The sequence below is a fragment of the Caulobacter sp. 10L414 genome, assembly GCF_056395525.1.
The window spans coordinates 1-24,740 of record NZ_JBFTJR010000046.1 but is presented as its reverse complement, the minus strand read 5'-3'; the positions used below and the strand labels follow the sequence as shown (position 1 = coordinate 24,740).

Annotated in this window: 19 protein-coding genes, 1 tRNA gene and 1 pseudogene; 9 read left to right on the top strand and 12 right to left on the bottom strand. The window is 70.3% G+C overall.

Going from position 1 to position 24,740, the window contains the following annotated elements; all coding sequences use genetic code 11:
• Nucleotides 1–23: 23 nt before the first annotated feature.
• Nucleotides 24–263, bottom strand: coding sequence for an antitoxin (locus tag AC1DCG_RS17855; RefSeq protein ID WP_165258296.1), 240 nt, complete (start codon nt 261–263; stop codon nt 24–26).
• Between the two features lie 59 nt (nt 264–322).
• On the bottom strand, nt 323–2,578 hold the full coding sequence (locus AC1DCG_RS17850) for an ATP-binding protein (RefSeq protein ID WP_477030421.1): 2,256 nt from the start codon (nt 2,576–2,578) through the stop codon (nt 323–325).
• 157 nt (nt 2,579–2,735) lie between these two features.
• Between AC1DCG_RS17850 and AC1DCG_RS17845 the strand changes: the two genes are divergently transcribed.
• Together AC1DCG_RS17845 and AC1DCG_RS17840 are read left to right on the top strand one after the other, a co-directional pair.
• Entirely contained in the window at nt 2,736–5,300 is a 2,565-nt protein-coding gene (locus tag AC1DCG_RS17845; protein ID WP_477036822.1) for a helicase-related protein, read from the top strand.
• Entirely contained in the window at nt 5,297–5,596 is a 300-nt protein-coding gene (locus AC1DCG_RS17840; RefSeq protein ID WP_101718314.1) for an RNA-binding S4 domain-containing protein, read from the top strand. The genes AC1DCG_RS17845 and AC1DCG_RS17840 overlap by 4 nt, the downstream gene beginning before the upstream one ends.
• A 7-nt stretch (nt 5,597–5,603) precedes the next feature.
• Here the strand turns inward: AC1DCG_RS17840 and AC1DCG_RS17835 are convergent, their stop codons facing one another.
• On the bottom strand, nt 5,604–6,299 hold the full coding sequence (locus tag AC1DCG_RS17835; RefSeq protein WP_477036821.1) for a hypothetical protein: 696 nt from the start codon (nt 6,297–6,299) through the stop codon (nt 5,604–5,606).
• Nucleotides 6,300–6,519: 220 nt separating this feature from the next.
• On the opposite strand from AC1DCG_RS17835, the gene AC1DCG_RS17830 reads away from it, so the two are divergent.
• Nucleotides 6,520–7,353, top strand: coding sequence for a hypothetical protein (locus AC1DCG_RS17830; protein WP_477030418.1), 834 nt, complete (start codon nt 6,520–6,522; stop codon nt 7,351–7,353).
• Between the two features lie 85 nt (nt 7,354–7,438).
• On the opposite strand, the gene AC1DCG_RS17825 is transcribed toward AC1DCG_RS17830, so the two are convergent.
• Nucleotides 7,439–8,398 (bottom strand): acetamidase/formamidase family protein, encoded by a 960-nt coding sequence (locus AC1DCG_RS17825; RefSeq protein WP_477030417.1) that lies wholly within the window; start codon nt 8,396–8,398, stop codon nt 7,439–7,441.
• A gap of 248 nt (nt 8,399–8,646) precedes the next feature.
• Here AC1DCG_RS17825 and AC1DCG_RS17820 point away from each other — a divergent pair, with 248 nt between their 5' ends.
• From AC1DCG_RS17820 to AC1DCG_RS17800, 5 genes are all read left to right on the top strand, one after another.
• Entirely contained in the window at nt 8,647–8,856 is a 210-nt protein-coding gene (locus AC1DCG_RS17820; protein WP_477030416.1) for an AtzG-like protein, read from the top strand.
• Entirely contained in the window at nt 8,853–10,253 is a 1,401-nt protein-coding gene (locus AC1DCG_RS17815) for an AtzE family amidohydrolase (protein WP_477036820.1), read from the top strand. The genes AC1DCG_RS17820 and AC1DCG_RS17815 overlap by 4 nt, the downstream gene beginning before the upstream one ends.
• Nucleotides 10,250–10,651, top strand: a complete 402-nt coding sequence (gene hpxZ, locus AC1DCG_RS17810; RefSeq protein WP_477030414.1) for an oxalurate catabolism protein HpxZ — start codon at nt 10,250–10,252, stop codon at nt 10,649–10,651. The genes AC1DCG_RS17815 and hpxZ overlap by 4 nt, the downstream gene beginning before the upstream one ends.
• 218 nt (nt 10,652–10,869) lie before the next feature.
• Complete coding sequence (locus AC1DCG_RS17805) at nt 10,870–13,050, top strand: TonB-dependent receptor (RefSeq protein ID WP_477041587.1); 2,181 nt, start codon at nt 10,870–10,872, stop codon at nt 13,048–13,050.
• Nucleotides 13,051–13,193: 143 nt separating this feature from the next.
• Complete coding sequence (locus AC1DCG_RS17800) at nt 13,194–14,159, top strand: nucleoside hydrolase (RefSeq protein WP_477030413.1); 966 nt, start codon at nt 13,194–13,196, stop codon at nt 14,157–14,159.
• Nucleotides 14,160–14,320: 161 nt separating this feature from the next.
• On the opposite strand, the gene guaD is transcribed toward AC1DCG_RS17800, so the two are convergent.
• The 5 genes from guaD to uraH form a co-directional block, all read right to left on the bottom strand.
• The gene (gene guaD, locus AC1DCG_RS17795; RefSeq protein ID WP_477030412.1) at nt 14,321–15,604 is read right to left on the bottom strand and encodes a guanine deaminase; all 1,284 of its coding nucleotides are present in this window, start codon (nt 15,602–15,604) and stop codon (nt 14,321–14,323) included.
• A complete protein-coding gene (xdhC, locus tag AC1DCG_RS17790; protein WP_477030451.1) occupies nt 15,591–16,613 on the bottom strand; it encodes a xanthine dehydrogenase accessory protein XdhC in 1,023 nt (340 codons plus the stop codon). Before xdhC ends, guaD begins: the two co-directional genes overlap by 14 nt.
• Nucleotides 16,614–16,787: 174 nt before the next feature.
• On the bottom strand, nt 16,788–19,136 hold the full coding sequence (xdhB, locus tag AC1DCG_RS17785; protein WP_477030411.1) for a xanthine dehydrogenase molybdopterin binding subunit: 2,349 nt from the start codon (nt 19,134–19,136) through the stop codon (nt 16,788–16,790).
• On the bottom strand, nt 19,129–20,607 hold the full coding sequence (xdhA, locus tag AC1DCG_RS17780; protein ID WP_477030410.1) for a xanthine dehydrogenase small subunit: 1,479 nt from the start codon (nt 20,605–20,607) through the stop codon (nt 19,129–19,131). The genes xdhB and xdhA overlap by 8 nt, the downstream gene beginning before the upstream one ends.
• Nucleotide 20,608: 1 nt before the next feature.
• On the bottom strand, nt 20,609–20,956 hold the full coding sequence (gene uraH / locus AC1DCG_RS17775) for a hydroxyisourate hydrolase (RefSeq protein WP_477030409.1): 348 nt from the start codon (nt 20,954–20,956) through the stop codon (nt 20,609–20,611).
• Nucleotides 20,957–21,374: 418 nt separating this feature from the next.
• On the opposite strand from uraH, the gene AC1DCG_RS17770 reads away from it, so the two are divergent.
• On the top strand, nt 21,375–23,678 hold the full coding sequence (locus AC1DCG_RS17770; RefSeq protein ID WP_477041586.1) for an NADP-dependent malic enzyme: 2,304 nt from the start codon (nt 21,375–21,377) through the stop codon (nt 23,676–23,678).
• Nucleotides 23,679–23,845: 167 nt separating this feature from the next.
• Here AC1DCG_RS17770 and AC1DCG_RS17765 read toward each other — a convergent pair whose 3' ends face one another.
• The 3 genes and pseudogenes from AC1DCG_RS17765 to AC1DCG_RS17755 form a co-directional block, all read right to left on the bottom strand.
• Nucleotides 23,846–24,040 carry a cold-shock protein gene (locus tag AC1DCG_RS17765; protein WP_233245359.1) on the bottom strand — a complete coding sequence of 65 codons (195 nt, stop codon included), beginning with the start codon at nt 24,038–24,040 and terminating at the stop codon, nt 23,846–23,848.
• A gap of 120 nt (nt 24,041–24,160) precedes the next feature.
• A pseudogene (locus AC1DCG_RS17760) lies at nt 24,161–24,364 on the bottom strand (cold-shock protein); the annotation flags it as partial.
• Nucleotides 24,365–24,610: 246 nt separating this feature from the next.
• Nucleotides 24,611–24,687, bottom strand: a tRNA-Met gene (locus AC1DCG_RS17755).
• Nucleotides 24,688–24,740 lie beyond the last annotated feature (53 nt).

Sequence of the window (24,740 nt, the reverse complement as noted above, 5' to 3'; positions counted from 1 at the left end):
CAGGCCAGCAGCGCCGCCACGTCTCAGAGCCCGGGCCGCTCGAGCAGATCCTCGTCGTCGCGCACTTCCACCGCGCTCGGCTTCGGCAATTCGGCCAATCGCGCGACCAGATCCTGGACCGTGCCCCGCGCCGGATAGATCGTCAGCACGTCGCCCGAACGAACTAGGGTGAGCTCGGTCTCTTCCGCGAACGCCACCTCCTTGGGCAGGCGCACGGCCTGGCTGTTGCCGCTGCGAAAGGTTCGAGTGCTGGACCGGGTCATCCGCGCCTCCACATATGCACCTACATATCCGCCGGAAAGAGGTTCAGTTCCAGGCGTCCCTAGGCCGCGTCCGCCTTCGGGCTCGTCGCCTGTTCGATCGCCGCCAGCAGGTCGGCCAGGTTCAGCGGCTTGGCGACGAAGCCGGTCATGCCGGCGGCGAAGTAGGTCTCGACCTGGTGGGGCATGGCGTTGGCGGTCACCGCGATGATCGGGACGGCCGCCAGGCCGTGCGCGGCCTCGAACGCGCGGATCGCTTCGGCGGCGGCCAGGCCGTTCAGTTCCGGCATCTGGATGTCCATCAGGATCAGGTCGATGGCCGGATCGGCCTCGCAGGCGGCCACCGCCTGGCGGCCGTCGGCGACCAGGGTCAGCTCGACCTCGAACGGCGCCAGCAGGGCCTGCAGCACGGTCTGGTTCACCGGATTGTCCTCGGCCGCCAGGATGCGCAGCGCGCCCTGCGCGATCGCCTGGACGGCAGGCGCCGCCGTTTCCGCCGCCAGTTCCTCGGCCACTGGGACCAGCGGCAGGTCGACGCCGAAGGTCGCCCCCTCGCCTTCCCGGCTCTCCAGCCACAGCCCGCCGCCCATCCGCTCGGCCAGGCTGCGCGAGATGGTCAGGCCAAGGCCGGTGCCGCCATGGCGCCGGGTGGCCGAGGCGTCGGCCTGGGTGAAGGCCTTGAAGATCCGCTCGCGGTCGGCCTCCGACACCCCCTCGCCGGTGTCAGCCACGATGAAGCGCAGCCCCGTCTCGCGCCGCTCGACCGACACCGCGACGCCGCCCTGGTCGGTGAACTTCACCGCATTGACCACCAGATTGCCGAGGATCTGGCGAAGCCGGGGCGCATCGCCCAGCCACGCGCCGGCCGCGGCCGCGTCCACCGTCAGGGTCAGCGCGAGGTCCTTTTCGGCCGCCAGCGGCGCATAGGGCGCCAGGGCCAGCCTCACCGTCTCCTCCAGGTCGAACGCCGCCTCGTTCAGCTCCATGCGGCCCGCCTCGATCTTGGACAGGTCGAGCACGTCGTTGAGAATCTCCAGTAGGGCCGCGCCCGAGGCGCCGATGATCTCCAGCCGTTCGCGCTGATCCGCGTCCAGGGCCTCGCGCGACATGACCTGGGTCATGCCCAGGATGCCGTTCAGCGGGGTGCGGATCTCGTGGCTCATATTGGCCAGGAACTCGCTCTTGGCGCGGCTGGCGCCTTCGGCCAGGCGCCGGGCCTCGATCTCGCGCTCGGTCACCGTCACGTGCTCGGTGATGTCGGTGATGATCAGCAGGAAGCCGCCGTCCTCGGCCGGCGTCAGCTTCAGCGACTGGAAGCGGCCGTCGGGCGAGCTGAAGGTGTCGGGCGACACCCACTCGCCCACCTGCTCGTCGACCGCGTCGAGCACCGCCTTGGCCGCCTGCCGGGCCTTGGCGTCCATCGCCGTGCGCTCGGCGATCTCGGAAAGGCTCATGCCCTGCGCCAGGGTCAGGCCGTAGGGCCGGGCGAAATCGGCCAGGGTCGCGTTCCACACCTGCAGCAGGTTGTTGCGGTCGAAATAGCCCAGGCCGATCGGGGCCCGGTTCAGCGCCGAGCGCAGGGTGGCGAAGGCCGAGCGATGGGCCAGCCGGTGGGTCAGCAGCATGCCGCAGCCGGCCAGCACGATCATCGAGACCATGGCGATCACCGATCGCGCCAGCTCGCCGCGCGTGAACCGGCCCGCCGCCTCGACGTCGCCGACCGGCAGCAGGGTGACCGCGCCCATGCCCACGAAGTGCAGGCCGCAGACGGCGGCCGCCAGCAGCAGGATCGACGCCGTCCGCCCGCGAAGGCCGCTCTCGCGCCGCAGGTCGACGAAGGCCAGGGCGGAAAGGCTGGCGGCGATCAGGATCGCGGCGACCACCAGGTCGGCCCGCCAGATCATCAGGGCCGGCAGCCGCATGGCCGAGACGCCGACGAAGTGCATGGCCGCTATGCTTCCGCCACAGAGCGCCCCGCCGGCCAGCCGCCGCGCCCGTCCGGTCGCGGTCATGGCCAGGCCCGCCCCGCCCGCGAGGCCCGCCAGGGCCACCAGGAAGGACAGGGCGGTCATCGGCTCGTCGAAGCTGAGCCGCAGTCCGGGCTGGAAGCCCAGCATGGCGATGAAGTGGGTGGCCCAGACGCCGCTGCCCAGCACCAGGCCGGTCAGCAGGATCCAGGCCATGCGGGCCGGCCCCGCCGCCGTCGCGCCGCGGTGATAGGCGTGCACGCCCACGGCCATCGACGCCAGGCAGACGAGCAGCGCCCAGATCACCAGCGTCGGGTCGTGCTGATCCAAACACCGAAGCGTGGCGAACATGGGTCCTTGGCCGGGATAAGCGCGAGCGGGAGGAACTCCTCGCCCTCATAGCCGGTCATTCCGTACGGCATGGTTTACGGCCCGGGCGGCGGATCGTCGCATCCAAGGCCAAGCCCCGCTTGCCTCGCCACGATTCCCGCCCCACTTTCGGAGGGTCATGAGCGACCGTTCCACCGGCCTCGCCCCGTCGCGGCTCACCGCGGTCCTGGGGCCCACCAACACCGGCAAGACCCATCTGGCCGTCGAACGCATGCTGGGCCACGGCTCGGGCATGATCGGCCTGCCGCTGCGCCTCCTGGCGCGCGAGATCTACGACCGCATCGTCAAGCTGCGCGGCAAGGCGGCCGTCGCCCTGATCACCGGCGAGGAGAAGATCACCCCGCCGCGCGCGGCCTATTTCGTCTGCACCGTCGAGGCCATGCCGCTAGGCCGCGAAGTCGACTTCGTGGCCATCGACGAGATCCAGCTGTGCGCCGATCCCGAGCGCGGCCACATCTTCACCCACCGCCTGCTGCACGCCCGCGGCCGGTTCGAGACCATGCTGCTGGGCGCGGCGACCATGGCCCCGCTGGTCCGCCGGCTGCTGCCCGACGCCGAGATCGTCGGCCGCGAGCGGTTCTCGAACCTATCCTACGCCGGCTCCAAGAAGCTGACCCGCCTGCCCCGGCGCACGGCGGTCGTGGCCTTCTCGACCGACGCCGTCTACGCCATCGCCGAACTGATCCGCCGCCAGCGGGGCGGCGCGGCCGTGGTCATGGGCTCGCTCAGCCCGCGCACCCGCAACGCCCAGGTCGCCCTCTACCAGAGCGGCGAGGTCGATTTCCTGGTGGCCACCGACGCCATCGGCATGGGCCTGAACATGGACGTCGACCACGTGGCCTTCGCGGGCCTTCGCAAGTTCGACGGCCGCCGCACCCGCTGGCTGCACCCGCAGGAGGTGGGCCAGATCGCCGGTCGCGCCGGCCGCTACACCCGCGACGGCACGTTCGGGGTGACGGGCGACTGCGAGGAGATGGACGAGGACCTCGTCCAGGCCGTCGAGGAGCACAGCTTCCAGCCGGTGCTGGCCGCCGAATGGCGCAGCGCACGCCTCGACTTCGGCTCGCTGCAGGGCCTGCTGCGCTCGCTGTCCGAACCACCGAACCGCACGGGCCTCACCCTTTCGCAGGAAGCGCTGGACGAGCGCACCCTGCGCAAGCTGGCCACGCATGAAGACGTCGTCGCCCGCTGCAAGACCGACCGCTCGGCGCTGCTGAAGCTGTGGGACGTCTGCCAGACGCCCGACTTCCGCAAGACCACCGACGACGACCACCAGCGGATGGTCCGCACCCTGTTCGACGACCTGACCACGGGCCGCAAGCGCCTGCCGGAAGACTGGATCAACGGCCAGTTCAAGGCGCTGGACCGCACCGACGGCGAGATCGACAGCCTGGCCGCGCGCCTGTCGGGCGTGCGCACCCTGTCCTACATCGCCAACCGGCCCGACTGGCTGGCCAATCCCGTCCACTGGCAGGGCCGCACCCGCGAACTGGAAGACAAGATCAGCGACACCCTGCACGAAAAGCTGATGGCCCGGTTCATCGACCGCCGCACCAGCGTGCTGATGAAGCAGCTGGGCGAGCGCGAGGTGCTGCTGGCGGGGGTCGCTGCCGACGGCGAGGTCAGCGTCGAGGGCCAGGTCGTCGGCCGGCTGACCGGCGTCACCTTCACCCCCGAAAAGGCCGCCACCCCGCTGGAGGAGCGCGCCCTGCGCAACGCCGCCCAGCGCGCGGTCGGCCCCGAGATCGCCCGGCGCCTGGGCCTGCTGGCCGCCGAGCCGGATGAGGCCTTCGCCCTGACGCCCGACGGCGCGATCCTGTGGCGCGGCGAGGCGGCCGGGGCCGTGCGCTCGGGCGGCGACCTGATGTCGCCCCACGCCCGCCTGCTGGGCGAGCTTGGCCCCGCCCCGGCGCGCGAGCGGGCCGAGCGCCGCCTCGACGCCTTCCTGGCCGCCGAGGTCGACCGGCATCTGGCGCCGCTTCGCAAGCTGCAGCAGGCCCTGGCCGGCAGCGAGCTGAAGGGCCTGCCGCGCGGCGTCGCCCACCGCCTGCTCGAAGCCGGCGGCGTGCTCGACAAGCGGCCGCTCGACCCCGAACTGAAGGCGCTGAGCCAGGCCGAGCGCCGGGCGCTGAAGAGTCTGGGCGTGCGCATCGGCGCCTTCTCGCTCTATTGCCCGGGCGTGCTGAAGTCCGAGGCCATCGCCTGCGCACGGGCGCTGGATCCCGGCGGCTGGCGCGGCCCGCTGGTGGGGCTCGTATGCCCGCCCTCGCCGCTTCCCTCGCCCCGCGCCCTGGCCGCCAGCGGCCTGCGCGTCGCCGGCAAGCATCTCGTCCAGGTCGAGACCCTGGAGAAGCTCGACGCCCTGCTGCGCGCCGAGCAGCGTCCCGGCGGCGTGGTGCTGACCCCCGCGGCGCTGGAGGCCCTGGGCTGGACCCCGGCCGAGGCCTCGTCGGTGCTGCGCTCGCTCGACTACACCCCGGCCGTGCGGGCCAAGCCCGACGCGCCGATCATCTGGAAGCGCCGCGGCGCCCAGCGGCTGGAGCCCAAGCCGGTCAAGGCGCGCCCCGACTCGCCGTTCGCGGCCCTGGCCAAGCTGACCGAGCCGCCGCCTGCGCCCGCGCGCCGCAAGAAGCCCCGCCGCCGCAAGCCGGCCGCCGCCGCGCCCGAAAAGGCCGCCTCATGAGCGACGAGGCTCATCACAACGACGACCACTGCCGCGCCGACGTCTGGCTGTGGCGCGCCCGCTTCTTCAAGACCCGCTCCATGGCCGCCCGCTTCGTCGACGAGGGCCGCATCCGCCTGACCCGCGCCGGCGCGCCCGACAGCCGCATCGACAAGCCCTCGCGATCGCTCAAGGCCGGCGACGTTCTGGTCTTCGCCATCGGCGGCCGGCTGGTGAACGTGCGCATCCTCGACTGCGGCGAACGCCGGGGCCCCGCGACCGAGGCGCGAGGGCTTTACGAGGCGCTGGAGGGCTGAGCCTGCTTCAGGATCCCGCGCCATAGGGCTGGATCCGCAGGGGCGCGATCGTCTTCACCTCATAGCGGTCGCCCAGCCGGCGATAGGAAAACGCCGCGCCAAAGGCTCGGATCGTCGCCTCCTGGCCGGAACTGTCGAGCGCCGGCCCCGCGTGAGTGCAGTAGCCGTCGCTCTGGCCCTTGACCGTGCGGCAGAACTCCAGCCGTCCCTTGAGCGGCGTGATTTCGAAGCCGACCTCGGGGATGACCTCTTCGAGCCCGGCTTCGTCGACCGGCCGCAGCCCGACCGGAGCCACGGGCTTCATCTTCGCCAGAGGCGCCTTGCGGGTGTTGGCGAAGAGCACGATCTCGTCGAAGAACGGAAACCACGACTCGAACCGCCCGTCGCCGTCGACGTCCGCCAGGCAGACGTGAGGACGGCCCGCCCTGATCTTCACGCGATCGATCGTGCAGCCGATCAGCATCCGGGAACGCGCCAGCGCGAGAAACTGCCCCTCGGGCAGGGTGAAGCCGCCTTCCTCGCTCGACACCGCGCGATCGAGCCGCCCCGAGCGTTCGGTGAACAGGCCGCCGCTGACCCAGCCTTGCGCGACCACGCGCGTCTCGCCCACGGCGGGCGCATCCCGGGGCGCAAGGATCGTGCGAAAGGAATAGACGGTCTCCGGCTCGGCCGCCGCGGCCAAGCCGCCGGCCGCGAGCGCCACCGCGCCGAGCCACAGCGCGCTCCACGCGCCCCGAGCCGCACATCTGTCCCCCACGACGCCCTCCCCCTCCGCATCGATGAAATCGGCGCCGGAGCCCCCGCTCGAGCGACCATGCCTGATGTTGCGCGACGAAAAGCTCCACGGCCAGCCACCTTCGTCATGGACGTGCGCAGCCCATACGCTACCTTCGGTCGATTTTCCTGTTTGGGGGAGTATCTGCGTGGCGTCGTTCCGTCCGGCCCTGGCCTTCAGCCTGGCCCTTCTGCTTTCCGGCGTCGCGCACGCCCAGCCCTCGGCCGGGACCGCCGCCGCCACCAGCAAGGCGCCTGCCAAGCCCGTCGCCCCCATCAAGGCCTACGACCTGCCGCAGATCGAGGCCTTCGGGAACGCCATCTATCGCCAGGACATCGCCGCCTGGCTGGCCAGCGACGCCCTGACCGCCAAAGTTCCCGACCTGCAGAACGCCGGCCTGCGGGGCTGGCTGGTGCAGGACGACGGCAAGACCGCCAAGGTCCGCTTCATCCGCGACAAGGGCGCGGGCCTGGAGGTCGGCTACGACGTCGTGGTCGACGGCAAGGGCGCGGGTCCGGTCACCGAGCCGGCCGACCGCAAGCTGACCGAAGAGGAACGCCTGGCCTTCTCGGCCCGCCAGGCCGCCGCGACCACCGGCGCCAGCACCTGCCGCGCCGGCTACAACACCGCCATGGTCAAGAACCCGGACGGCGACGGCTGGATCGTCTGGCTGCTGGCCCCTGCGCCGGCGGCGGGCGCCATTCCGGTCGGCGGCCACTACCGGATCTTCGTCGCCGCCGACGGCAAGACGATAAAGCGGGTCGACGCCCTGTCGGCCTCGTGCCTGCTGATCGAAAAGCCCAAGGCCGCCGACGGCAAGCCGGCCCTGGCCTTCGCCAGCCACATCGTCTCGCCCACGCCGGTCGAGACCCACGTGTTCCTCAGCACCCTCTACAAGATGCCCCTGGCCGTCGGCACCAGCGGCGGCAAGGACGTCTGGATCATCGAGAAGGGCAAGATCGGCAAGGCGCAGACCAAGTAGGGCCGCCGCGCCAGCTCGGATCCACACCGCCCCCTCCCACAGAGCTCCCCCGCGAAGGCGGGGAAGAGCGGGTCTGGGGGACGCCCTAGAACAGCACGCCCTTCTCCAGCAGGCCGTGGACGCCCTTCTCGCCGTTGACCGTCTGGGTGACGCGGAAGTCCACGGCCAGCGAGCAGAACTGATAGGCCTGCACGCGGGTCAGGGCCGAGCGGGCGCAGATGAAGTCGATCATGCCGCGCAGGGCCTGCTTCATGGCCAGGTCCAGGTCCTCGTTGAAGCCCATGATGATGTAGTGGGTCGGCGTCTCGGCGCGCGGCCAGGTCGCGACGGCCCCAAGGGGAGCCGTGTCGGCCGCCTTGTGCAGAATGAAGGTGAAGGTTCCGGTCAGGCCCATCTCCAGGGCGTTGACGCAGACCTCGCCGTCGCCCTGGCGGCCGTGGCCGTCGCCGGCCGAGAAGTTCGCCCCCGGAACCCAGACCGGCAGGAAGAGGGTCGCGCCCGCGCCCAGCTCCTTGTTGTCCATGTTGCCGCCGTGCTCGCGCGGCTCGCGGCTGGACAGGCGCCCGTACCTGGCCGGCGGGGCCACGCCCATGGTGCCGAAGAACGGGCGCAGCGGCAGCTCCGGCCCCCATTCCGGCTTGCAAACCCCGCGCGCCTTGTCGACGGCGATGTGGCTGACATAGCGGTCGGGGAAATCCTCGGGGATGGTGCCGGCCAGCGGCCGCACCGCGCAGTAACCCCAGTCGTTGTTGGGCTCCACGGCCTCGATGCGCACTTCCAGCGTGTCGCCCGGCTCGGCCCCGGCGATGGCCACCGGCCCGGTGAGGATGTGCGGCCCGATCCGATCCAGCTTGGCGTCGTGGATCGCCTGCAGGGCCGGCGGGATGGTCAGCCACGACTCCGCGCTGGGCATCACCTCCGGGCCGCCCGACACGCACTCGAACGTCACGCTGTCGCCCGACTGGATGGTCAGGACGGGATCGAAGGCCGCGTCGAAGATGCCGAAACGGACGGTTTCCGGAGTGGAGGCGAGGTGGTGATGCATGGCGCGGGACGAACCGAAGACTTGAAACGGCCTTCAGTCTCCGGCCGCGTCGGCGCTGGGGCGAAGCCCGCGCCGCCGCCTGCGCCCCGCTTTGCGAAACCTGCCTCCGCGCTGGGCGCCGCCTGCACCCGCGTCGCGCATTCGGCAGGCGATCGCTCCAGCTTAAGCGCTTGAAAAACCCGCGCTGGCGGCGTTATCGTCGGCTGGCTATGAAGTATTCAATTACTTCCTAGCGTGAGTGACTTCCCATGTCGGGCGGCGATCTGTCGGCCTTCCAAAACCTCACCGACGCCAAGGTCGCCGCCTATCTGGACTCCCGCAGCGCCGAGCTCGGCCTGCCTGTTCCGCAAGGCTGCCGCGCCGGCGTCGCCGAGAACCTGGCCCTGTTGCGCGACCAGACCGCGCTGTTTGCGAACCTGACCGATCCGGCCTTCGCCACGGAGGCGTTCGAGCCATGAGCTTCGACACCATCCAGGGGCTGGGCAAGGCGCTGCGCGAGAGCCGCACCACCGCCCGCGAGATCGCCGGGCGGGCGCTGGCCGCCGCCCGGGCCGAGCCGTTCAACGCCTTCACCGCCGTCTTCGAGGCCGAGGCCCTGGCCCAGGCCGACGCCGTGGACGCCGCCTTCGCCGCCGGCGTCGATCTGGGTCCGCTGGCCGGCGTTCCGTTCGCGGTCAAGAACCTGTTCGACGTCGCCGGTCACGTCACCCTGGCCGGCAGCAAGATCCGCCGGGGCGCGCCTCCCGCGACCGCCGACGCCACCGCCGTCGCCCGCCTGAAGGCGGCCGGCGCGGTGCTGGTCGGGGCGCTGAACATGGACGAGTTCGCCTACGGCTTCGTCACCGAGAACGCCCACGACGGCCCGACCCGCAACCCGCACAACCTCGCCCGCATCGCCGGCGGCTCGTCGGGCGGTTCGGCCGCCGCTGTCTCCGGCGGGATACTGCCCCTGACCCTGGGTTCGGACACCAACGGCTCGATCCGCATCCCCGCAAGCCTGTGCGGGGTGTTCGGCATGAAGCCCACGCTGGGCCGGCTGTCGCGGGCCGGGACCTTCCCGTTCGTCCATAGCCTGGACCACATCGGCCCGTTCACCCGCACGGCCGCCGACCTGGCCGCGGCCTACGACGCCCTGCAGGGCCCCGATCCGCGCGACGAGCTTTCGCCGCCGGTCGCTGATCCGCTGTCGGGCCGCCTCGACGCCCTGGCCGAACAGCCCCTGCGGGTCGGCGTGCTCGGCGGCTGGTTCCAGCAAGGCGCCTTTCCCGAGGTGGTCGAGGCGCTGGAGATCGTCGCCGACGCCCTGCAGGCGCGCCGCGACGTCGAGTTGCCCGGCGCCCAGGCCGCCCGCGCCGCCGCCTTCGCCATGTCGGCGTCGGAAGGCGGCCGCCTGCACTTCGACGACCTGGCCGCCCGCGCCCTCGACTACGACCCGGCCGTGCGCGACCGCCTGTTGGCCGGCGCCCTGCTGCCGGACGAGGTCGCCGACGCCGCCCGCCGCTATCGCCCGGTATTCCGGGATGAGGCCCGCAAGCTGTTCGAGGACTTCGACCTGCTGCTCGCGCCCGTCGCCCCCTGCCCCGCCCCGCCGATCGGCCAGGCGACCATGGAACTGGCCGGCGTCCAGGTCTCGGTGCGCAAGACGCTGGGCGCCTACACCCAGCCGATCAGCTATATCGGCCTGCCGGTGATCGCCGCGCCCGTGAACCGTCCCGGCAAGCCGCCCGTCGGCGTGCAGCTGATTGCGCCGGCCTGGCGCGAAGACCTGGCCTTCGCCGCCGCCCTGCGCCTGGAACGGGCCGGCGTGATCGCCGCCCACCGTCCCCCAACGCCTGCCCAAGAGTTCAAAGCATGATCATCAACGACCCCGAGGTGCTGGCGCAGGTGACCGCCGCCGTCGACGCCTACGAGACCGCCCTGATGACCAACGACGTCGAGGCGCTGGACGGCTTCTTCCGCGACGCGCCGCAGACGGTCCGCTACGGCGTCGCCGAGAACCTCTACGGCTTCGCGCAGATCGCCGCCTTTCGAATCGGACGGACCGGCGGCTCGCCGCTGCGCGAGCGCCTGCGCACGGAAATCACCACTTTTGGGCGTGATTTCGCGATCGCCAACGTCGAATTCCTCAGAACCGGGGCAAAACAGCCCGGTCGCCAGAGCCAGACCTGGCTGCGCACCGAAGCGGGCTGGAAAATCGTGTCCGCGCACGTTTCCCTGCTTCAGGGCGGCGCCGACCAACGCCTTGCGCCATAAGCCCAAGACGCTCCGCACAAGGACAGTAAGTAAGTATGTCCTGACTTATGATCTAGTTTTGGGCGCCGCTGTCGCAGCGTGGTCAAATAGTGACAGCCCCAGAACAAACTTCACGGAGTCGATACCGAGTCGTCATCAAGCCTTTTGATTTCAGCGACGCCATTGTGCATTGCACCCCGCAACCGGCTCCTCCACCGGTGTTCGAAGGGGATTTCGACATGACCAATCAAGCCAAGCTGCGCTCCGGCGCCGCGTTCGGCGCTCTCCTGCTGGCCGCCGCCGTCGCGGCCCCGGCCTTCGCCCAGGATACGCCGGTCGCCCTCGACGACGTGATCGTCACCGCCCAGAAGCGCTCGGAAAACATCCAGGACGTGCCGGTCTCCGTCGCCGCCGTCTCGGGCGAGAAACTGGCCTCGATCTTCGCCGCCGGCGAAGACGTGCTGGCCCTGTCGAGCCGCGTCCCCGGCCTCTACATCGAAAGCTCCAACGGCCGCGCCGCCCCGCGCTTCTACATCCGCGGCCTGGGCAACGCCGACTTCGACCTGGCCGCCTCGCAGCCGGTGTCGGTGATCATGGACGACGTCGTCCTCGAGAACGTCGTGCTCAAGTCCTCGCCGGTCTATGACGTCGAGCAGGTCGAAGTCCTGCGCGGTCCGCAAGGCACGCTGTTTGGCCGCAACACCACCGCCGGCATCGTCAAGTTCGACACCGTCAAGCCGAGCGAAGACTTCCGCGCCAACGGCACGGCCACCTACGGCTCGTACGGCTCGGCCACCTTCGAAGGCGGCGTCGGCGGCGCCATCGTCCCGGGCAAGCTGGCCGTCCGCGCCTCGGCCCTGTACCAGCACCGCGACGACTACATCGACAACAGCTTCACCGGCGTGAAGGACGCGCTGGGCGGCTACGATGAAAAGGCCGCGCGCCTGCAGATCCTGGCCACCCCGACCGAGGACACCTCGATCCTGGCCATCGCCCACACCCGTTCGCTGGACGGCACGGCCGCGGTCTTCCGCGCCAACATCCTCACGGCCGGCAGCAACAAGATCAATTCGAACTTCGACCGCGACAAGGTCAGCTACAACGGCGGCGCCAACAACCCGCAGGAGTACGACTCGACCGGCGTCTCGCTGAAGATCGACCACGACTTCGGCGGCGTGAAGCTGACCTCGATCAGCGCCTATGAAACTGCCAACGGCCGCAGCCGCGGCGACATCGACGGCGGCGTGGCCGGCGTCGGCCCGGGCTTCATCCCGTTCGACTCCGACACCCAGGACTCCATCGGCGACCTCGACCAGGTCACCCAGGAAATCCGCCTGGCCAGCGACACCGACGGCAAGGCCAGCTGGCAGGTCGGCGCCTACTACTTCAAGTCGGCCTTCACCGTTTCGACCAACCCGTTCTTCGTCGCCCYCAGCACCCTGGAGCACAAGAACACCTCGTGGGCCGTGTTCGGTCAGGGGACCTACCAGTTCACCGACGCCCTAAAGGTGACCGCCGGCGTCCGCTGGACCGACGACGACAAGGACATGGCCGTCCTGTCCTCGCCGTTCGGCGCCTCGGCTCCGGTCTCGGTGTCCGACAGCGAAGTCAGCTGGGACCTGTCGGCCTTCTACGCCGTCAATGACGACGTCAGCGTCTACGGCAAGGTGGCCCGCGGCTTCCGCGGCCCGTCGATCCAGGGCCGCGACATCGCCTTCGGCAGCCCGGCCTCGGTCGCCCAGTCGGAAACCATCCTGTCGTGGGAAGCCGGTGTTAAGAGCGAGCTGTTCGAGCGTCGCGTCCGCCTGAACGGCGCGGTGTTCACCTACACCATCGACGACCCGCAGTTCAGCGCGGTCGGCGGCGGCAGCAACTCCAACCGCCTGATCAACGCCAAGAAGGGCGAGGCCTACGGCGTCGAACTCGACGGCGAGTGGAAGGTGACCTCGAACCTGCTGGTCACCGCCGGCTACAGCTACAGCCACACCAAGATCAAGGACTCGAGCCTTGCCGTGGCCGTCTGCGCCCAGTGCACCGTGACCGATCCGCTGAACAGCGCCGGCCAGGCCCTGGTCAACGGCAACCCGTTCCCGAACGCGCCGGAATACATCCTGAACTTCGGCGCCCGCTACAACGTGCCGGTCGGCGCCAATGGCGAACTCTTCGCTGAAACCGACTGGTTCCGTCAGGGCTACACGAACCTCTTCCTCTACGAGAGCAAGGAGTTCAACAGCAAGGACACCTTCGAAGGCGGCCTGAAGCTGGGCTACGCCCGCACCGACGGCGCGTACGAAGTGGCCGTGTTCGCCCGCAACATCACCAACGAGGTGAACCTGCGCGGCGGCATCGACTTCAACAACCTGACCGGCTTCGTCAACGAGCCGCGCGTGGTCGGCATCTCGCTGAGCGCCCGCCGCTAAGCGAACGAAGACTTGAAGCAAACGGCGGCCCGGGCGTTGAAAAACGCCCGGGCCGTTGTCGTTTTGACATGCCCGCGCCGCCTTGGACGGCTAAGGTCATCGGCTTTCCCGGCCTTCCGCCGGGTCCGCAGACAAGAAGACCGATGACGACCAAGATCATCTTCGACACCGATCCCGGCATCGACGACGCCATGGCCCTGCTGTTCATCGAGGCCAGCCCCGCGCTCGACCTGGTGGCGGTGACGACCGTGTTCGGCAACGCCGACATCGACACCACCACTCGCAACGCCCTCTATCTGAAGGATCGCTTCGGCCTGGCCGCCCCGGTCTACAAGGGCACGGACAAGCCGCTCTCGCGCCCGCGCAACCCCTCGCCCACCTTCGTGCACGGCGAGAACGGCCTGGGCGACGTCGAGCTGACGGGCCTGGTTCCCGCCCAGCCGGAAGCCAAGCCCGCGCACCAGGCGATCATCGACATCGCCCGCGCCAATCCCGGCGAGATCACCCTGGTCGCCGTCGGCCCGCTGACCAACCTCGCCTTGGCCCTCGAAGCCGATCCGGAAGTGGCCACCCTGCTCAAGGGCGTGGTGATCATGGGCGGCGCCTTCGCCGTCGCCGGCAAGCCGGGCAACGTCACCCCGGTGGCCGAAGCCAACATCTGGAACGATCCGGAAGCCGCCGACCGCGTGTTCACCGCCCCGTGGCACGTCACCGTCATCGGCCTGGACGTCACCACCCAGGTGATCATGAGCCCCGACTTCATGGAGGCGCTGGAAGCCTCGGCCGGTCCGGCCGGCCAGTTCCTGAACGCCATCTCCAAGCCCTACGCCGCCTTCTACGGCGGCCGCGACGGCATCGTCGGCTGCTGCGTCCACGACGCCGCCGCCGTGGCCTATGTCATCGACGAAAGCCTGTTCGAGGTCCGCCGCGGCTCGGTGCGCGTGGTCACCGAGGGCATCGCCCTTGGCCAGACCCTGCAGAAGGTCGAAGGCGAACTCTTCGGCCCGTCCGCCTGGGACGACCAGCCGATCCACAGCGCGGCGATCGCCGTGGATGCGGACCGGCTGCTGGCGCTCTATGCGCGGACGATGAACGGGGTGGTGGGGTAAGCGAGAGAACCTCCCCCTCTGGGGGAGGCGACCGCGCAGCGGTCGGTGGGGGGAGTTATTGCGAGATCGGCCAGGTCCGCGGAAGCTGAAAACGTCCCCCCACCGTCGCCTTCGGCGACACCTCCCCCACAGGGGGGAGGTTCCTGTTCTTCAGCCCTCGCCTACTTCCGCCACCGCTCCACGCCCGCCAGATACGTCCGGGCCACCACCCGGTCATCCCCCAGCACGGTAAGGGCGAACAGCCGGTCTTCCAGTCCCTTGGCCGCCTTCAGCCGGCGCTCCAGCAGCGGCGTGGCGGCCAGGTCCAGCACCAGGAAATCGGCTTCCTTGCCGGGGGCCAGGTTGCCGATGCGGTCGTCCAGGTCCAGCGCCCGCGCGCCGCCCAGGGTGGCCAGGTACAGCGCGTGGAACGGATCCAGCGCCTGCCCGCGCAGCTGGCCCACCTTGTAGGCCTCGCCCAGGGTGTGGAGGATCGAGAAGGTGGTGCCGGCGCCGACATCGGTGCCGATGCCCACCTTCACCCCGTGCTGGCAGGCCGTCGGCAGCGGAAACAGGCCAGACCCCAGGAACAGGTTCGAGGTCGGGCAGAACGACACCGCCGCGTCCCTGGCCGCCAGCCGCTGGAACGCCTCGCCCTGCAGGTGGACGCAGTGGGCGAACACCGAACGCTTCTGCACCAGGCCGAACCGCTCGTAGACGTCGAGATAGTCGGCAGCCCCCGGAAACAGTTCGGCGGTCTCGACGATCTCGCGGGGGTTTTCCGACAGGTGGGTCTGCATCCAGACGCCCGGATGCTGCGCCAGCACCTGGCCGGCCATCTCCAGCTGGGCGTCGGTGCAGCTGATGGCGAAGCGCGGCGTGACCGCGTAGCCGAGCCGGCCCTTGCCGTGCCAGTCGGCGATCAGCGTCTCCATGTCGGCCCGCGCGCCCTCGACGGTGTCGGTCAGGCCCGGCGGAGCGTTGCGGTCCATCAGGGCCTTGCCGGCGATCAGCCGCATGTCGCGCGCGAAGGCCTCGGCGAACAGGGCGTCGACCGAACCCTTGTGCACCGAGCCGAACACCAGCGCCGTCGTGGTGCCGTTGCGCAGCAGCTCGTCGACGAAGAAGGTCGCCGTCTCGCGGGCGTGCTGCGGATCGGCGAAGGCCGCCTCGGCCGGAAAGGTGTGCTGCTCCAGCCAGTCGAGCAGCTGCGCGCCATGGGCGGCGACGATGTCGACCTGCGGAAAGTGGATGTGGGTGTCGACGAAGCCCGGCGTGATCCAGCAGCCCGAAAGGTCCTCGACCGGAACATCGGCATGCGCCGGCGCCAGCGCGGCGTAGTCGCCGCACGCGACCACCCGCCCCTCGCCGACGACCAGCAGGCCGTCCTCGTGGAAGGCCACGGCCTCCCCGCTCTTCGTCGGATCCCCAGTCAGGTGGAGGATCGACGCCCTATACGCTTGCACGAAACCCCTCGTCGTTGCTGGCCTGGGCGGCTTCCAGCCGCATCAAGAGGTCGGCGGCCACCGACACGGCGATCACCTCCGGGGCCTTGCTCTTCAGCCCCGGCAGGCCGATCGGGCAGGTCAGGCGGTTCAGCGCCAGTTCGGAAAAGCCGTCGTCGCGCAGCCGGTGCATGAACCGCGCCCGCTTGGTCTTCGAACCGATCAGCCCGAGATAGGCAAAGCCCCCGCCTGCCAGGCCCGCCGAGGCCAGCGCGTAGTCCAGCGCGTGGTCGTGGGTCAGGATCAGGCCATAGGCCTCCGGCGTCGCGCCCATGGCCAGGGCCGCCAGTTCGGCCGGCTCGCGCACGATGACCCCGGGAACCTCGGCCGCTTCGGGGCGGCTGTCGTACCAGAAGAGCTTGAACGGCAGCGGCGCGAAGGCCCGCGCGATGGCCTGGCCCACATGGCCCGCGCCGAACAGCAGCAGCGGCCGGCGCGGCGCCTCGCTGCGCTCGACCAGTTCGTCGCCGAGCTCGGGCCGGCGCCCGCGCGCAGCGGCGGGCGAGCCGCCCAGCGCCACGGCCGGCGGATCGGCGTCCAGCGCCGCTATGGGGGCGATGGTCTTGCTCAGCAGGCCCGGGTCGAAGCGCGTGCGCAGCTCGAACGGCTGGTCGGCGTCCATCCGGCGCGCGGCCTCGGTCAGCCAGTCGCGGCTGGCGGCCTCGACCCGCTCGATCATCAGCCGCACCCGGCCGCCGCAGCACTGGGCCAACAGCGGCCCCAGCGGATAGTCCTGGATCGCGAAGGCGGCCTGCGATCCGGTCAGCATCCGCCGCGCCTGGCTGGTCGCCTGGTGCTCCAGGTTTCCGCCGCCGATCGTGCCCGACTGGCCGCCCTCCCAGACCACCATCTTGGTCCCCGCCTCGCGCGGCGCCGAGCCCTCGGTGGCCAGCACGGTGACGAGCGCGGCGTTGTCATTGGCGTCCAGCCGCGACAGGGCCGCGCGCGCCCAGTTCTTGTGAGCGTTCAGCACGACGCCGCTCCCACAAAATCAAACCTCTCCCATGGGGAGAGGGAGGGGCCCGCCGCGCAGCGGTGGGAGGGTGAGGGGGTAAGACGGTTGAAGGTGTACCCCCTCACCCTCCCACGCCTGACGGCGTGGGCCCCTCCCTCTCCCTCTGGGAGAGGTGTGAGATAGACGACCTCACGCATCGGCCGCCCGCCTCCGCACGTCTTCGACCGCCATCAGCACCGCCTCGGGCGTCGCCGGCGCATCCAGGTTCGGCATCACCTTGTGATCGGCGACCGCCGCCACCGCCCGGGTGATCGCCGAGAACACCGAGATCGCCAGCATCAGCGGCGGCTCGCCCACGGCCTTGGAGCGGTGCACGGTCGGCTCGGCGTTGCGGCCGGGCTCCCACAGGGCGACGTTCAGCACGCGGGGCCGGTCGCTGGCCGTCGGGATCTTGTAGGTCGAGGGGGCGTGGGTCTTCAGCACGCCCTTGGCGTCGTAGACCAGCTCTTCCGTCGTCAGCCAGCCCATGCCCTGGATGAAGCCGCCCTCGACCTGGCCAAGATCGATGGCCGGGTTCAGCGAGCGCCCCACGTCATGCAGGATGTCGGCGCGCAGCACCTTGGTCTCGCCGGTCAGGGTGTCGATCACCACCTCGCTGCAGGCCGCGCCATAGGCGAAGTAGTAGAACGGCCGCCCGCGATGGGTCTTGCGGTCGTAGGCGATCTTGGGCGTGGCGTAGAAGCCGGTGGCCGACAGCGAGATCCGCGCCAGGTACGCCTGGCGGCAGAAATCGGGAAAGCTCAGCGTCTCGCCGCCGATCCGCACGCCCTCGGGCGTGAAGGCCACCTGCGAGGGATCCACGCCCCACTTCTGCGCGGCGAAGGCGACCAGCCGCCCCTTCAGCTTGCCCGCCGCGTCCAGCACCGCCATGCCGTTGAGGTCCGCTCCCGACGAGGCCGCCGTGGCCGAGGTGTTGGGCACCTTGTCGGTGGTGGTCGAGGTGATCTTCACCCGGTCGAGCGGCACCTGGAACGCTTCGGCCGCCACCTGCGCGACCTTGATGTAGAGCCCCTGCCCCATCTCGGTGCCGCCGTGGTTCAGCATGATCGAGCCGTCGGCATAGATGTGGATCAGCGCGCCGGCCTGGTTCAGGTGCGTCGTCGTGAACGAGACCCCGAACTTCACCGGCGTCAGGGCCAGGCCCTTCTTGAGGATCGGATTGGCGGCGTTGAAGGCGTCCACCGCCCGCTGCCGGGCCTGATAGTCGCACGAGCGCGCCAGGTCCTCGATCAGCTCCGGCGCGACGTTGTCTTCCACCACCTGATAGTAGGGCGTCAGATTGCGGCTCGCTCCTTCGCCATGGCCGCCATAGAGGTTGCGCCGGCGCACCTCCAGCGGGTCGAGACCCGCCGCCTGCGCCACCGCGTCCATCACCCGCTCGATCGCCGCCATGCCCTGCGGCCCGCCGAAGCCCCGGAAGGCGGTGTTGGAGACGGTGTGGGTGCGATAGCGGTGCGAGACGATCTCGACCGCCGGCAGGTAGTAGGCGTTGTCGGCATGGAACATCGCCCGGTCGTTGATGGCCGGCGAAAGATCCGTCGTCGCCCCGCAGCGCGAAGAGAGCTCCAGCTTGATCCCTTCCAGCCGCCCCTCGTCGTCGAAGCCGACGTCGTAGGCCACCTCGAAGTCATGCCGCTTGCCGGTCATGACCATGTCCTCGTCGCGGTCGGGCCGGCACTTGGCCGGGCGGCCGGTCTTGACCGCCACCAGGGCCGCGGCCGCCGCGAACAGCGAGGCCTGCGTCTCCTTGCCGCCGAAGCCGCCGCCCATCCGCCGCACCTCCACCGTCACGGCGTGGTCGGGACGGCCCAGAACGCGGGCGATCAGGTGCTGCACCTCGGTGGGGTGCTGGGTCGAGCACCAGACGTGGACGTCGCCCTCCTCGCGCGGGGTCGCCAGCGAGGCCTGGCCCTCCAGATAGAAGTGGTCCTGGCCGCCGATCGCGAACCGGCCTCGAACCCGATTTGGCGAGGCGGCGATCGCCGCCTCGGCGTCGCCGCGCGCCATGCGCTGGCTGGCCTCGATCTTCAGCTCGGCCTTCGCCGCGTCCTCGATCGTGATCGCCGCCGGCAGATCCTCGTAGGTGATCACGGCCTTGGCGGCGGCAGCGCGGGCGGCGGCGATCGAGGTCGCGGCCACAGCGAACAGGCTCTGGCCAACGCAATAGACCTCGCCTTGCGCGAACAGCCTGTCGTCGTGGATCACCGGGCTGACGTCGTTCTCGCCGGGAATGTCGTCGGCGGTCAGCACCCGCACCACGCCGGGCGAGGCGCGCACGGCCGACAGGTCCATCGCTGCGATCCGCGCGTGGGCCCGCGTGCTCATGCCCAGATGCACGTGCAGCATGCCGGCCGGCTCGGGCAGATCGTCGACATAGATCGCCGTCCCGGTCACGTGGCGCAGGGCGCTGTCGTGCGGAACCGAGGCGTGAACGCCCTGGAACGGAGTGACTTTCAGCGAAGCGCCGGAGTCAGCCATGGGCCGCCTCCGCCAGCACGCTGGTCGCCACGCCGGGCTCAGCGCTCTCGATGAAGGCCCGGACCAGCAGGTTGCGCGCCGCCCGCGCCCGATAGTCGGCCGAGGCCCGCATGTCCGAAAGCGGCGTGTAGTCCTCGTCCAGCCTGGCGGCGGCCGCCTCGACGCTTTCGCGCGTCCAGGGCGCGCCCAGCAGCGCCGCCTCGCAGGCGTCGGCCCGCTTGGGCGTGCCGGCCATGCCGCCGAACGCGACCCGCGCCTCGATCACCACGCCGTCGACCACGGTGATGGCGAAGGCGGCGCAGACAGCCGAGATGTCCTGGTCGAAGCGCTTGGACAGCTTGTAGACCTTGAAGATCCGGCCCGCCGGGCCGCGCGGCACGATCACCGCCTCGACGAACTCGCCCGGCTGGCGGTCCTGCTTGCCGTAGGCGATGAAGAAGTCCTCCAGCGCGATCTCGCGGGTCTGTTCGCCCCGGCGCAGCACCAGCCGGGCGCCCAGGGCGATCAGGGCCGGCGGCATGTCGCCGATCGGCGAGCCGTTGGCGATGTTGCCGCCGATCGTGCCGCTGTTGCGCACCTGGGTCGAACCCAGCCGCCGCATCATGTCCGACAGGCCCGGATAGCGGGCGCTCAGGGTCTCGATGGCCTCGACATAGCGCACGCCCGCGCCGATCCGCAAAGCATCGCCCACCCGGCCGATGGTCTTCAGCTCCGGCACGCGGCCGATGTCGATCATGACCTCCGGCGGCTTTCTCAGCTTGGTGACCCACAGGCCGACGTCCGTGGCCCCGGCCACGAAGGCCGCGTCGGGATTGGCCTCGGCGGCGGCGGCCAGTTCGGCCAGGCTGCGCGGCGCCAGCCAGCGGCGGGTGACCCCGCGCACCGGATCCTCGTGGGCCAGGCTCAGCATGGTCTGGCGCTGGATCGCCTTCAGCGGCGCGGCCACGTCGGGCGCGGGCTCGCGCACCACCTCGCGCGCGGCCTCCAGGATCGGGCCATAGCCGGTGCAGCGGCAGAGATTGCCCGCCAGCACGTCCTCGACCGGCGCGCCGGCCCCGCAGGCGCCGACGGCCCGGCCGTACAGCGACATGACGATGCCAGGCGTGCAGAACCCGCATTGCGAGCCGTGCTTGTCGATCATCGCCTGCTGCACGGGATGCGGCTTTCCCTCGCATCCGGCCATGGTCTGGGTGGAAAGGCTCTCGACGGTCATCACCGCCTTGCCGTCCAGCATCGGCAGGAACTGGATGCAGGCGTTGACCGCCCGCCAGTTGACCGGATCCAGATCATCGCCCGTGGTCAGCTCGCCCACCAGCACGGTGCACGAGCCGCAGTCGCCCTCGGCGCAGCCCTCCTTGGTTCCGGTCCGGCGCAGCGGCCCGCGCAGATGCTCCAGCAGGGTGGTGGTCGGGTCGACGCCCGCCGCCTCCCGCACCTCGCCGTCCAGCAGGAAACGGATCGTTCCGCCCATCTCAGCTGCCCCGGTAGGTGGAATAGCCGAACGGCGACACCAGCAGCGGCACGTGGTGATGCTGGGCCGCGTCGGCCACGGCGAAATCGATCGTCACCACGTCGAGGAACGGCGGATCGGAGACCTTGGTCCCGCTGGCGGCGAAATAGGCGGCGACCTCGAACTCCAGGCGATAGCCGCCGACCTCCAGCGCCTCGCCCTCGACCAGCCGCGCGCGGCCGTCGGCGTCGGTGAGCGTCGCCTTCAGGAGGACCGGCGGCCCTTCGATGCGACGCAGCACGCGCACGGCCACTCCAGCGGCCGGGCGGCCGGCGGCGGTGTCGAGAATATGGGTCGTCAGGCCGCTCATCGCTCTTGCTTCCTCGCGCCCTGCAGTCTCGTGGTCATCATACGCTCTTTCGCCTTCCCCCGAAGGCTGGAACCGTCCGCCGCCCCTGTCCAGCGTCGCCGGTTCCGCACCGGCCCCGCGGCGCCCGCTCGCCGCCGGTTCGCCCAGCCTCGCGGCGCCCAGCGCCCGCCGATTGAGCGTATATAAGTCTTTTATTACTTACCAGCGCTCGACCGCAGGTCGTCCCGCGCTCGCGGACCGACGCGTCCTGGCCGCAGAATCGCAAAAAATGGGCCCAGGACGCTGCGTAAGGTTGGAAATGCGCGGCCAACCCCGGTAGCTACACGGCCAGACGGGCCGCGAGCGTTCGCCATCCGACGAGCGCGAAAAGACGGCCCGCTTTCACAGCGCTGCGCAGAACACCCGCGAAGGATCGATGATGGACGAGGATTTCCGTAAAGCCGCCCTGGACTACCACCGGCTGCCGCGGCCCGGAAAACTGCAGATCGAGGCCACCAAGCGGATGGCCACCCAGCGCGACCTCGCCCTGGCCTACTCCCCCGGCGTCGCCGCCCCCTGCGTAGCCATCGCCGAGGATCCCGATCTAGCCCGCGACTACACCGCSCGCGGCAACCTGGTCGCCGTGATCWCCAACGGCACCGCCGTGCTGGGCCTGGGCGACATCGGCCCGCTGGCCTCCAAGCCGGTGATGGAGGGCAAGGCCGTCCTCTTCAAGAAGTTCGCCGGCATCGACGTCTTCGACATCGAGGTCGACGCCAAGGATCCCGACCGCTTCATCGAGGTGGTGGCCGCGCTCGAGCCCACCTTCGGCGGCATCAACCTGGAAGACATCAAGGCGCCGGAGTGCTTCGTCATCGAGCGCGCCCTGCGCGAGCGGATGAACATCCCGGTCTTCCACGACGACCAGCACGGCACCGCCATCGTCTGCGCCGCCGCCGTCCGCAACGCCCTGCTCGTCCAGGGCAAGGCGCTGAAGGACGTCAAGCTCGTCACCTCGGGCGCCGGCGCCGCGGCCCTGGCCTGCGTCGACCTGCTGGTCTCGATGGGCCTGCCGGTCGAGAACGTGACGCTCACCGACATCAAGGGCGTGGTCTACGCCGGCCGTGATCCGGACATGCCCGAGAACATGGCCCGCTACGCCCGTCCGACCGACGCGCGCACCCTGCCCGACGTGCTGCCCGGCGCCGACATCTTCCTGGGCCTGTCGGCCCCGCGCGTCTTCAAGCCCGAGTGGCTGCCGCTGCTGGCCGAAAAGCCGCTGATCCTGGCCATGGCCAATCCGGATCCGGAGATCCTGCCCGAGCTGGTCTACGCCGACCGCCCCGACGCCATCATGGCCACCGGCCGCAGCGACTATCCCAACCAGGTCAACAACGTCCTCTGCTTCCCGTTCATCTTCCGCGGCGCGCTCGACGTCGGCGCCTCGGAGATCAACGAGGCGATGAAGGTGGCGGCCGTCGAGGCCATCGCCGAGCTCGCCCGCGCCGAAGCCAGCGAAGTGGTCGCCAGCGCCTATGGCGGCGCAGCCCCGATGTTCGGCGCCCAGTACATCATCCCCAAGCCCTTCGATCCGCGCCTGATCCTGCAGATCGCCCCGGCCGTGGCCCGCGCGGCCATGGAGACGGGCGTGGCTACGCGTCCGATCGCCGACTTCGACGCCTACCGCGCCGAACTGGAGCTGTTCGTCTACCGCTCGGGCCAGCTGATGCGCCCGGTGTTCGAGCGCGCCCGCAAGGCCACCAAGGCCGCCAAGGTGCGCGTCGCCTACGCCGAGGCCGAGGACGAACGGGTCCTGCGCGCCGTGCAGACCGTGGTCGACGACGGCCTGGCCGCGCCGGTGCTGATCGGCCGCCGCGACGTCATCAAGGCCAAGGTCGCCGAGATGGGCCTGCGCCTCGACCTGGGCGGCGGCGTCGAGATCCTCGACCCGCTGGCCGACCACGAGGTGTTCGAGCCGATCGTCGGCCAGTACCAGAACCTGGTCGGCCGCCGCGGCGTGCCGCCCCTGGCCGCCAAGCGCCGCGTCGAGGGCCGTCGCACGGTGGCCGCCTCGATGCTGCTGCAGACCGGCCATGTCGACGCGGCCCTGGTGGGCGGCAGCGGCGACTGGTGGCAGCACATGACCTACGTGCTGCCGATCATCCCCAAGCGCGAAAACGTCGGCCGGGTCTACGCCATGTCGTCGCTGATCCTCGACAACGGCACGCTGTTCTTCTGCGACACCCACGTCAATGTCGAGCCGACCGCCGAGCAGATCGCCGAGATGACCCTGCTGGCGGCCGAATCGGTGCGCCGTTTCGGCCTGACGCCGAAGGCCGCGCTGCTGTCGCACTCCTCGTTCGGCGCCAGCAACTCGCCGACCGCCCGCAAGATGCGCGAGGCCCTGTCCATGGTGCGCTCGGCCGCACCCGAGCTCGAGGTCGACGGCGAGATGCACGCCGACGCCGCCCTCTCCCAGGCCCTGCGCGACCGCCTGGTCGGCGACAGCACCCTGAAGGGCTCGGCCAACCTGCTGGTCATGCCGACCCTGGACGCGGCCAACATCAGCCTGACCCTGCTGACGGCCGCCACCGAGGCCCTGCTGGTCGGCCCGATCCTGCTGGGCATGAGCCGCCCGGTGCACGTGCTGACGCCCAGCGTCACGGCCCGCGGCATCGTCAACATGACCGCCCTGGCGGTGAACCAGGCCGCCGCCGAGCGCGCCGCCGCCCAGGGCCTCTGATCCGGTCTCCCGGCGGCTTCGGCCGCCCGGGGACTTCAGTCGAGACCGCAGAACGCGAAAAGGCCCCGCCGGAGCCTCCAGCCATCCCAGGATGACGGAGGCCCCAGCGGGGCCTTCTTGCATTCAGGCGTCAGGCGCCGACCGCGAGCGATCGGCGCGCGTGAGGCTTAGAGGATGCGCAGGTTGCCGGCCGAGGTCTTGCCCGAGCGACGGTCTTGCTCCAGCTCGTAGCCGACTTGCTGGCCTTCGTTCAGGCCGCGCAGGCCCGCACGCTCGACGGCCGAGATGTGCACGAAGATGTCGCCACCGCCGTTGTCCGGCTGGATGAAGCCGAAGCCCTTGGTGCTGTTGAACCACTTCACGACGCCCGTACCGGCTTCGCCGGTGCCGCCGCCGCCGCCGTAGCCGCCGCCGCGCGGGGCGTCGAAGCTGCGTTGCGGACGACGCGGAGCGCCGCCGGCCGGAGCGGCGCCATGGCCGGTCACACGCAGGTTGCCGGCCGAGGTCTTGCCCGAGCGGCGGTCCTCTTCCAGCTCATAAGCCACTTGATCGCCTTCGTTCAGGCCCGACAGGCCCGAACGTTCAACCGCGGCGATGTGGACGAACACGTCCTGGCCGCCGTCCTCGGGCTGAATGAAGCCAAAGCCCTTGGCCGGGTTGAACCACTTAACGACACCGTTCGCCATCTTATCCTCAAAACCTCAATCGACGGGCCAATTGCCGGCCCGCGTCCTTCCACAGCAACTCATGACGCAAAACTGCGGCACGCGCTATGGCCTTTGCACGGAGAATATGGACGGGAGGCGGCCACAGGCCAGAAAAATTCGCGCGCGGCGGCCCGCCTGTCGCCAAAATACCACCATGAGTGGTAAATGCGGACATCAAAAAAGGCCGATACGACCGTATCGACCTTCAATTCGCCTGCGGGAGTTTGGGTGCGGGGACAGGATTTGAACCTGTGACCTTCAGGTTATGAGCCTGACGAGCTACCGGGCTGCTCCACCCCGCGGCAGGGGTATGTATCGTGGTGTAGGGTTCTGGACTTGTTTGACTTTGCTGGAT